Here is a 9,893-nt window from a genome sequence, read left to right on the forward strand (position 1 = left end):
GTGCTGATCCTATCGGTGTCGGCAGCGGTCGTTTCCGCTTGTGCATCGAAGAAGGTGCCGCCGCCTGAGATTTCCTATGACGCTGCCGACTTCAAACCGGCCGCGATCGAAAAGGCGCCGGAGAGGCCGATTAGAATTGTCGAGGTGCCAAAACCACTGCCGCTGCCTGGCCAAATGCAGCCCGAGCCCGGCAAGGCCGAGGACAAGCGCCCCCCTGAAGAACGCGTCGCTGATGCCAACAAAGCCGCGACCCAGCAACCCACCAAGTACGGGTATGTTAATGCCGTGCAAGTCTACCCCTTCACCGATGGCGCGCTTTATCAACTCTATGCCGCGCCGGAGCGCGTGACCGACATCGCTCTGCAGCCGGGCGAGAAACTAACCGCCGTGTCGGCTGGCGACACCGTGCGCTGGGTCATTGGCGATACCGCAAGCGGCACCGGTGACAATCAGCGCACCCATGTTCTGGTAAAACCCTTCGCGCCGGGTCTTGCCACCAATGTCGTCATTACGACGGACCGGCGGACCTATCATTTGCAGCTTCAAAGCACCGAGAAGACCGCAATGGCGGCAATCTCCTGGACCTACAGCCAAGACCAGATCATCGCGCTTCGCCAGCGCAATGCTCAAGCCGAGGCAGTTACACCGGTCGCGTCGAATATCGCGCTCGAAAACCTTCGCTTTCGCTACTCAATCAGTGGCGACACACCGCCCTGGAGACCGACGCGAGCCTTCGACGACGGCAGCAAGGTCTATATTGAGTTCCCTCGTCGCATAGATCAGGGCGAGGCGCCACCACTCTTCATCGTCGGCGCAGATGGGAGCAGCGAGCTCGTCAACTATCGCGTGCGCGGCAACTATTACATCGTCGATCGGCTCTTCGCCGCGGCCGAACTTCGCCTCGGCACCAAGCGGCAGCAGGTGATCCGCATCAGCAGGATTGACGGCAGGCAACCGCAACGGCGGATCTCGCTCTTTCGCGGCAGCCGGCGAGGTGAGGACTCATGATCGAAAATTCCCGCTCTGGCATCCCGCCGAAACTGGATCCCGAGGAACTGCAGCTTCGGGCCTCTCCCCGCCGCGTGGTGCGGTTCAGGCGCGGTGTGATCATCGCGATCGCAGCGCTCGGATCCGGCGCTGTCTTCGGCGTTACCATGATCGCCCTCCAGGGGCCGGCCCTTCGCATCAGGGATCAGGCGGAAGATCTCTACAACACTGAGCGCAAACCAACCGCCGAGGGGCTCGATACGCTTCCCCATGACTATTCCGGCATGAAGCCGAAGCCTCCCGTCCTTGGGCTACCTTTGCCGGGCGACCTCGGCCGCCCCATCCTCGAGCGGCAGCGCCAGCTCGGCATCGTGCCGGGCCAAGACATCTCGGCCGAGGAGCAGCGTCTAGCGCAGCAGGCGATCGAAGCGCGTGAATCGCGGGTGCTTTTCCGCGTCGAAAATCGAGCTCAAAAGACAGATGTCGGAGAGAGCGTGCAAACTGCTCAGCATCCATTTGAGGCGCTTCCCCAATCCGAAGCAGGACGCGCGTCAGCCTCGGTGGCGGCGGCGGAAGGCGACCAGAACAATCAGCAGCGAAAGCTTGATTTTCTCAGCCAGCGGAGCACTGGCGGGATCTACAATCCGCATGCGCTGCAGACGCCGATCTCGCCATATCAACTGACGGCTGGCAGCGTGATTGCCGCCAGCCTGATCACCGGCATCAATTCCGATTTGCCGGGCCTTGTCGTCGCGCAAGTCACCGAAAATGTGCACGACACGGTCACGGGCAACATATTGCTGATTCCGCAGGGCTCACGTCTTATCGGCGTCTACGACAGCGTCGTCGCGTTCGGGCAAAAGCGAGCGCTGCTGGTCTGGCAGCGCATTCTGCTGCCCGACGGCTCGTCGGCCGAAATCGACAATCTGCCCGCGAGCGACACCGCCGGCTACGCAGGGCTGGAAGACGAAGTCGATTTCCACACTTGGCAGATGATCAAGGGAGTGGCGCTTGCCACATTGCTCGGTGTCGGCACAGAATTCAGCCTCGGCGAAAACGAGAGCGATCTGGTCAAGGCGATCCGGGAATCAGCCCAGCAGAACGCCAGTCGAGCCGGCCAGCGCATCACCGAAAAAAACCTCAATATCCAGCCCACCATCGTCGTCCGCCCAGGTTGGCCACTGCGCGTCATCGTGCACAAGGACATCGTGCTGCGGCCATACGCCAGTTGAGCAGGAGTTATCATGGCTGACCTGAAACTTGGAAAACTTCCGGACCGAACAGCTTCGAAGATCACCATTACCGTCAGCGCGGAGCTGAGCCAAACACTCAAGGAGTATGCTGCACTTTACCGTCAGACCTATGGTCAGTCTGAAACCGTGGCAGAACTCATCCCTTTCATGCTGGCGGCGTTTCTGGAAGGCGACCGAGCCTTTGCCAAGGCCAGAAAGGAACGTCTGCCGACGGAGCTTGCCGGAAAATCGTGACTCCTCCGCTAGGGCAGCTGGAACATTGCCTAGCTGTCGCGACCTACCTGCTCCTCGCGAAGCATAGGATCAAACACCTTGGAATGCAGGTATGCGCAAGAGATGATGTGGAAGGAGATACCGCGCAACAGCCTAAGTTTGCATTTTCGATTTGGTCGGCCGTGAACTATCCGCAAGCCATTGATCTGGCCTGTTGATTGAGGCGGATAGCGGCTTTGGAATTGCAGGATTAGCGGTATTTGGACGCTGTTTTCCTGCAATTCGGTTTTGCGATTCCCTTGTGGCGCGGAGCGTGATTCACTCGGTTCGGCGGCGGCGAATCGAGGGGACAGCGAATGTCCAGGCCACGCGAGAAGCGCGAGACGGGAGAGCAGGACCTGTTCCGCTCCCGGCTCGACCAAATCATCAACATGAAGCACGAGCTGGTGCGGCTGGCGCAGGCGATCGACTGGCCGGTGCTGGAGGAGCGTTTCGGCGCCGTCTATTCGGACGGCCCCGGCATGCCGCCGCTGCCGACCCGGCTGATGGCGGGGCTGGCGATCCTCAAGCACACCTTCAACCTGTCGGATGAGGTGCTGTGCGAGCGCTGGGTGGAGAACCCTTATTTCCAGTATCTCACCGGCGAGACGTTCTTTTGCCATACGCTGCCGTTCGACCGCTCCTCGATGACGCGTTGGCGCAGCCGTATGGGCGAGGAGCGGATTATGGTGCTGTTGCAGGAGAGCCTCAGCCTCGCGGTCAAGACCGGGGCGATGAAACCGGCCGACACGCGCCAGGTGATCGTCGACACCACCGTGCAGCCGAAGAACGTCATGTTCCCGACCGACGCCAAGCTCATCCATCGGGCACGCGAACGGCTGGTGCGGCTGGCCAAGAGGACGGGTCTCCATTTGCGCCAGAGTTATGTGCGGGTCGGCAAGCTGGCGCTGATCAGCCACCAGCGCTATGCCCACGCCAAGCAGTTCAAGCGGGCCAACAAGGCGCTACGCAAGCTCAAGACCTATCTCGGCCGGACCATTCGCGACATTGGTCGCCAGATCGCCGGCGATCAGGGGCTGGACGCTGTTCAAATGGCCGCTCTACCAGGCCGCCACCGTTCTCGAGCAACGCCAGCGCCAGCGCGGCCGCAAGATCTACAGCCTGCACGCACACGAGGTGGAATGCATCGGCAAGGGCAAGGCGCATGCGCCCTACGAGTTCGGGGTGAAGGTGTCGGTGGCCACCACGCTGAAGCGCTCCAGGGGCGGCCAGTTCGCCCTGCATGCAAAAGCACTGCCCGGCAATCCCTATGACGGCCACACGCTGGCAAGCGTCATCCCCGACATGGAAAAGACCATCGGCAACGAGATCGGCCGCATCCTCGCCGACGCCGGCTATCGCGGCCACAACGCACCGCAGAGCCACAAGCTCAGGGTCTTCACCGCGGGCCAGAAACGCCGCGTCACCCCAGCCATCAAGCGCCAGATGCGACGGCGGTCGGCGGTCGAGCCCGTCATCGGCCACATCAAGAGCGAACACAGAATGGGCCGCAACTACCTCGCCGGCCAGCAGGGCGACACCCTCAACGCCATCCTGGCCGCCGCCGGCTACAACTTCTCCCTCCTGCTCAGGTGGCTGAAGGGGTTTTTGTCGCTCTTGATTGCCCTGCTTCAAATCCGGCCGAAGCCGGTCGCCGCTTAGGGCTCGGATTGTTCACGGTCGACTAGTGAGCACTCTCCAATATGTTAGGCTCTGTCGCAGTAGCGCAACAAGCTCAGTCTTTGGATGGGTGGTATGAGGATGAGACGACTGAATGTGTACAGGCTCAGTCTTTTTATCGAGGCTCTCGTTTTTGTCGTAAGCGCGTTCGGTGCGACGTGGCTTACCAGCTTTGTGAACGCGCCATGGTGGACATATGTGATTATAGCGGCCATCGCTATGGGCATGTTCGTCGCCGTGCGTGGGGTCCTTTCTGAGCCGCAACGTATGGGACTCTTGGCACACAACTCGGCAGCGACCTCTGCGTGAACCCAGACGCCTTGAAAATGTGCCCGATGCGTCCGGATTTTTGGCGGTGATCTTCATCAAATGCGATGAGCTGCAATTTCTGGCGACGGCCACGCTAAGGGCGGGCCTCCAGCACCATGTTGAACGGTGTCTCCGCGGCGCGACGCAATCGCTTGAAGCCGCCGCCGGTCACAACCTTGCGCAGCCTCGCCTCACCGGCCTGGGCTCCAAGCGCGAGCCCGACTTCCTGCGACACGGATGCGGGCGTGCACACGAAAGTGGAAGCGGCATAGTAAACGCGGCCGACGGGATTGAGGTTCGCCGCCAGATGATCATGCGCGAACGGCTCGACGATCATCCACGTGCCGTCCGGCTTGAGCGATCCGTGGACATGGGTGGCGGCGCCCGTCGGGTCGCCCATGTCGTGAAGGCAATCGAAGAATGTGACGAGGTCATAGGTTCCGGGATAGCTCTTGGCGGCCGCCACGTCGAACCGCGTGTTAACGCCGACGCCGGCTACCTCGGCCGCCTTGCGGGCGCGCTCAATCGAAGGGGCATGATAGTCGAAGCCGACGAAGCGCGAATTGGGGAAGGCCTGTGCCATGAGCACGGTCGATGCACCATGACCGCATCCAACATCCGCGACGTCCACGCCGCGTTCGAGCTTCTCGACGACGCCCTCCAAGGCCGGCAGCCAGGAGTCGATCAGATTGGCATTGTAGCCTGGACGGAAGAACCGTTCCGTACCGCGAAACAGACACGCGCTATGATCGTGCCACCCGACGCCCTTGCCGGACTGGAATGCCTGCCTCACCTTTTCTTCATCGAGCCACAGCGCGGACAGGAACTCGAATGCGCCTGCCATGAAGGCCGGGCTGTCTTCATCAGCGAACACCAGCTCTTGCTCGGCGTTGAGATAGAATTTGTCGCTCGCTTCATCGTAGTCGACGTAACCCGCCGCCGCCTGCCCGGAAAGCCATTCCCTTACGAGGCGTTCCTGGGTGCCGGTGCGTGTCGAAAGTTCGGCGGCCGTCATCTTGCCGCCTTCGCGCAATGCCTTGAACAGGCCGAGTCTGTCCCCCAGCAGGACTCCCGCGCCCGTTGCGATCGCACCGAGATCGCCGACCATTTTCCCCAAGAATGCGTCCAACTTTTCCTGATTCGCTTCAGACATCTGAATCTCCCTTTGGGTTCAATCTCTCCAGGCGACGGAGCCGTGCTCGTCATGAGGCGCCTTGAGCATCAGATGCTCGAAGACATGCAGATATCCCCGGCGGCTCATTCCGCGCTGCCGATCCTGCACCAGACCATATGGGTGACGACCGGCGCGGTGGTCGGGAATGACAGCCACCTCCATGCCGTTGAAAAGCAGGAAATCCGTCACTTTGCCCTCGTCGGTAACCGGCGGAGCCGGAGTGGTCGTCACCAGGGCAAGCCCTGTTGCAGCAGGTATCCTTGGGCAGCCTGTCAGAACATCGATGACTCCGGTTGTGGTGCCGGGGTGGGCGATCAGGGGCCAAGTGATTGTTCCGCGGCGGCTGTATGTTGTGGTAAGGTGATCATGCGAACTCTTGTTGGTCGGTCACGTGTTTTGCGGATGACCCGCATGTACTGTGCCAAATGAGAAAACCATTCAAACGCAATCCAGTAGATCTGACTGTATCCGACATTGTCGGAATTTGGACATCGCCGAACGCGAAGCGCTCGGGGCTTGTGACGATACTTGAGCGTGCTGCTTCGGAGGAGGGATGAGCCTCGAACCGGCCGCGAGGCCTTTTTCTGGCAACGGATATTCCGGCCGGGTTAGGCCGCGAGGAAAGCGACGGTGAATAAGAGGTAGAGGACCAACCGTTTTGAGCGGGTAGTTGCCGTGTTGCGCCCCCAGGCAAAGGCCAGCACCACGGAGCAGTATTTCTGGTGGCGATACTACAACGCCTTTTAGTGCCGGTTACCCGTTTTTACCCAGTTGGCCTGGTGCATTCAGAGCGAGCTCGTTGGAAACCGCTTATTGTGGCTATGAGCGAACTCGGGATGGAGGAGTGGACCCAAAAATTGGCAAAATGCCCCAGGGAGGATTACATGGGTCGCTCATTCCCCGTACTCGTTACAGGTGCGCGTCGCTTCGCAAACAGCTTGCTTTTGACTTGGCGTTTTTTGCCGTCTCGGCATCGCTCACTAATTCGGCCGCTGCCGACACCGTGAACTGGCGTCAATTCGAAGGGACCAGCATAACTTGGGCCTACGACATCCACCCCTATGCGGATGCTCTCGCTGCGCAATTTCCGGAGTTCGAGAAGCTGACCCGGCATCAAGGTCACGCCGGAACTCTACCCAGACGATTCTTACTGGAACAAGATGACGATCCAACTGACGACGAAGTCGCCAGCATGGGATGTGTTCGGCACTGGCATTCAGCCCGCGTAGGACCTCGCTCCGAGTGGCGCCCTGGAGCCGCTGGACAAATACCTGAGCGATTGGAAGCTTACCGATGCTGGATACGACTACATTACGTGGACATGATCAAGAAGTGCGCGGCTCCTTCCTTCGCGTCCGGCCGCAGCGCGATGACGATCGACTCAAATATGTTCGGCTTCTGGAACGATGTTGCGGGGAAGCCGGCATCCGGCAAGATCGCCTTCGCTCCGCCGCTGCACGCACCGAGCGCCACGAGCTTGGAGTCTGACATCTGGATCTGGGCTCTCGCCATGAACGCGGCTTCCGAAAAGAAGGGCACGGCCTGGCTGTTCATCCCGTGGGCCACCTCCAAGCAGGTGGCGCTCAAGGGTGCCCTTGCTGGCCAGCTCGTCAATCCGCCGCGCACGTCGACCTGGCAGACGACACCTGGACTAAGTACGCTTCGCAGCCCGAGTTCAACAACTTCGTTGACAGCTTCAAAAAGATACAGGACCAAGCCGCGCTGGCTTTCACACCGCGTGTCGGCTTCGGCGAAGCCATGAACGCATGGGCCGTGGCGATGCAGAAGATGGTAAACGGCGATGACGTCGAGACGACGTTGAGGGCGCTTGCCGAAGAAATCCGCACTGGCCTCTGATCAAAAGGAACAGGGCAGTACTATTGCACTGCCCTGTTCCCGCCAACGGCGGAGATCACGCCGTGTCACCCCAAGCACTTAAACCCAGCGTGCCGATGGCAGCCGAAGGACCTGGCGCGCGCGCCTCGTCCGGTTCGGCTTCGCTGGAGGGGCGTTCCATCGACTGTTTCAGCCTTGCAATCATCCAGGCGCTGGCCAAAAGCCAGATGGAGCGCCGGCTCAGGAACCGGCGCAAAAACTCGAGCCTGCCGGCGCTGATCGAGCTGGTGCTGGCGCGGCCGCTGGTGTCGGCAGGTCTGGTCGCGGCCGAGCTGAAAATTAGCCAGCGCGCTGCGCTCGGGCTGGTGCCGAACTCGGCATCCGTGAGGTGACCGGCAGGGGGCGCTACCGGGCGTGGGACCCCGTTTAGCTGCGGCGGGCTTTGGCGAAAGCGACAGCACTGATGATTTTTGCTGTACGCTCATTCTCCCTCATCTGCGCGTTGACAGAAAACCAGCAGGCGAGGGTCACAGCACGCTGTGCTCCCCGCGATTTCCGGAAAACCAATGAAAAACGACTTTGATCGATCGCGCGGGACGTATCATTCAACCATGTCGAGAACGGGCGTGACGGCACGTACACTATGGACCGAGAGAACTTTGTCTGGCGACTTTGCGCACGCTTGCAAAACTCTTCGGAAAACTTCCTTCTGTTGATCCAATGATCGTAATGAGCTGGAGTGGCATCGCCGCTCTCCTCGGTTCTTGCTCTCTCAGTTGAACTTGATGCTAGCCTGCACGAAAACGCCGTAGCGCTTTGCCTTCCAATCGTCGGCCTGCGGGGAACCACGACCGCCCATTGCCTCTTCGAAATGAGCGGTGCCGTTATTCGCCACGGCCGCAACACCGCCTCGAGCTGGACGCCATGCCCATCGCCGTCTTCGGGAATTAGCTTGATCTTGGGCGCATGTGGTGCTGCTCTTTGCCGTCGAGCCGCGTGAAGAGGAACGCCACGTCACCAGAAAGGCTGAGTCGCTCGGTGAGTTGCGTCTGCCCGGCCAAGCCGAGTCGCAGCGAATGCCAATCGTTGTCCTGGCTGAGAGGTTGACGTAGGTGGGACGGTTGGCACACAGGTTCCCCAGTTGGTCGCCTGCTGCGTGCAACCGAAAGCATCGTAGCTCTCGTGCCAGAAATTGTTGCCAACAAAAGCACCGATGCGGTAGCGCGGTGAGTTCAAGAAATTATATCCAAGATCGGCGGTGAAATAGCTGACGCCGCCCCCGCGCTGATCACTGAATGTGTTTGAGTAGCCCCCCATTTCCGTAAGAAGTCCTCGTCATGAGAAAATCCTCCCTGATGCCGCCCGCACCGAGGAGGCCTTTACGAAAATGCCAGTCGGATTGTGGACTCGAATGCGCGTCTAGATCGTCATAGGTGAGCCGCGAGACCAGTGACGTACCTTTATGATTGTAAAGTTCCTTCGATGCGTTGCCGGTACTGGCCAGTAACGTAGTCCACCCTCGAAGGAAAAGACTGAGGCCGCCGACCCGGCTACCGACGCCGACTCGCAATCACCGGCACTCGACGGCGGTTCGGAACTTCTCGGTGCCGCAGCGCCGGCCAAGCCGGACGGGCCCGGTGAAAAATTCGTCGTCGAGGGCAAGGCGCCCGCTGCTGCGCCCGGCCGCGCCGACGATTTTTCTTGGCCGCCAAGGCGGCAGCCTGCGGCCGGGGCCACAACCGAAACGACCACGGCGATCAGTCCGTAAGCTGCCCGGGGCAGCGGAAGGGCGGAAAGCGCCTTCAGGTGGCCGCACAAGTAGGGTCTCGAGACGGACTCAGCGCGGCAGCACGCTCGATCCCATCAGCGCCTCATCGATGGCGCGCGCCGCCTGGCGGCCCTCGCGGATCGCCCAGACGACCAGCGACTGGCCGCGCCGCACGTCGCCCGCCGCATAGAGCTTTTCGACGCTGGTCCTGTAGTCCCGGTCATTGGCCTCGACATTCTTCGAGCGGCGGCTGTCAATGGCGATCTTCATCTGGCCGGCCAGTTCCGACACCGGCCCGCGAGCGGCTGGCCCGGCAAAGCCGATGGCGATGAACGCGAGATCGGCGCGGATGACGAATTCGGTGCCGGCGATCGGCTTGCGCTTTTCGTCGACTTCGCAGCATTTGACCCCGGTCAGCTGGCCGTTTTCGCCGATGAATTCAAGCGTCGCCACCTGGAATTCGCGCTCGGCGCCTTCGGCCTGCGAGGATGACGTGCGCATCTTGGTCGCCCAGTATGGCCAGACCGACAGCTTGTCTTCCTTTTCCGGCGGCTGCGGCCGGATGTCGAGCTGGGTGACGCACACCGCGCCCTGGCGGAAGGCGGTGCCGACGCAGTCGGAGGCAGTGTCGCCG

At 60.9% G+C, this 9,893-nt stretch carries 8 protein-coding genes and 3 pseudogenes; 7 read left to right on the plus strand and 4 right to left on the minus strand.

Annotated elements, in window-relative coordinates; translation table 11 throughout:
* The 4 genes and pseudogenes from trbG to EN932_RS19900 all read left to right on the plus strand — a co-directional run.
* Nucleotides 1–1,008: P-type conjugative transfer protein TrbG (gene trbG, locus EN932_RS19885; protein ID WP_348630210.1), on the plus strand; the 1,008-nt coding region annotated here is incomplete at its 5' end.
* Nucleotides 1,005–2,219, plus strand: coding sequence for a TrbI/VirB10 family protein (locus tag EN932_RS19890; RefSeq protein WP_128369002.1), 1,215 nt, complete (start codon nucleotides 1,005–1,007; stop codon nucleotides 2,217–2,219). The genes trbG and EN932_RS19890, both read left to right, overlap by 4 nt.
* Before the next feature lie 12 nt (nucleotides 2,220–2,231).
* Nucleotides 2,232–2,474 (plus strand): DUF2274 domain-containing protein, encoded by a 243-nt coding sequence (locus EN932_RS19895; RefSeq protein ID WP_024502859.1) that lies wholly within the window; start codon nucleotides 2,232–2,234, stop codon nucleotides 2,472–2,474.
* A gap of 335 nt (nucleotides 2,475–2,809) precedes the next feature.
* Nucleotides 2,810–4,154 (plus strand): annotated as a pseudogene (locus EN932_RS19900) (IS5 family transposase).
* 421 nt (nucleotides 4,155–4,575) lie between these two features.
* On the opposite strand, the gene EN932_RS19905 reads toward EN932_RS19900, so the two are convergent.
* The 3 genes and pseudogenes from EN932_RS19905 to EN932_RS38965 all read right to left on the minus strand — a co-directional run bounded on the left by EN932_RS19905 (nucleotide 4,576) and on the right by EN932_RS38965 (nucleotide 7,209).
* Nucleotides 4,576–5,634 (minus strand): class I SAM-dependent methyltransferase, encoded by a 1,059-nt coding sequence (locus EN932_RS19905; RefSeq protein WP_024504268.1) that lies wholly within the window; start codon nucleotides 5,632–5,634, stop codon nucleotides 4,576–4,578.
* A 57-nt stretch (nucleotides 5,635–5,691) separates the two neighbouring features.
* Nucleotides 5,692–5,913: pseudogene (locus tag EN932_RS19910) on the minus strand (insulinase family protein); the annotation flags it as partial.
* A gap of 1,053 nt (nucleotides 5,914–6,966) precedes the next feature.
* Complete coding sequence (locus EN932_RS38965; protein WP_224571023.1) at nucleotides 6,967–7,209, minus strand: hypothetical protein; 243 nt, start codon at nucleotides 7,207–7,209, stop codon at nucleotides 6,967–6,969.
* 3 nt (nucleotides 7,210–7,212) lie between these two features.
* Between EN932_RS38965 and EN932_RS38970 the strand changes: the two genes are divergently transcribed.
* From EN932_RS38970 to EN932_RS38975, 3 genes and pseudogenes are all read left to right on the plus strand, one after another.
* Nucleotides 7,213–7,512 carry a hypothetical protein gene (locus EN932_RS38970; RefSeq protein WP_224571022.1) on the plus strand — a complete coding sequence of 100 codons (300 nt, stop codon included), beginning with the start codon at nucleotides 7,213–7,215 and terminating at the stop codon, nucleotides 7,510–7,512.
* A 62-nt stretch (nucleotides 7,513–7,574) separates the two neighbouring features.
* A complete protein-coding gene (locus EN932_RS39745) occupies nucleotides 7,575–7,883 on the plus strand; it encodes a helix-turn-helix domain-containing protein (protein ID WP_236473435.1) in 309 nt (102 codons plus the stop codon).
* A gap of 1,181 nt (nucleotides 7,884–9,064) precedes the next feature.
* Nucleotides 9,065–9,259: pseudogene (locus tag EN932_RS38975) on the plus strand (DUF459 domain-containing protein); the annotation flags it as partial.
* Between the two features lie 69 nt (nucleotides 9,260–9,328).
* Here the strand turns inward: EN932_RS38975 and EN932_RS19930 are convergent.
* The coding region (locus EN932_RS19930; protein WP_164890544.1) for an FAD-dependent oxidoreductase at nucleotides 9,329–9,893 on the minus strand (565 nt) is incomplete at its 5' end.

The organism is Mesorhizobium sp. M7A.F.Ca.US.002.01.1.1 (genome assembly GCF_004022955.1).
Taxonomy (GTDB): domain Bacteria; phylum Pseudomonadota; class Alphaproteobacteria; order Rhizobiales; family Rhizobiaceae; genus Mesorhizobium; species Mesorhizobium ciceri.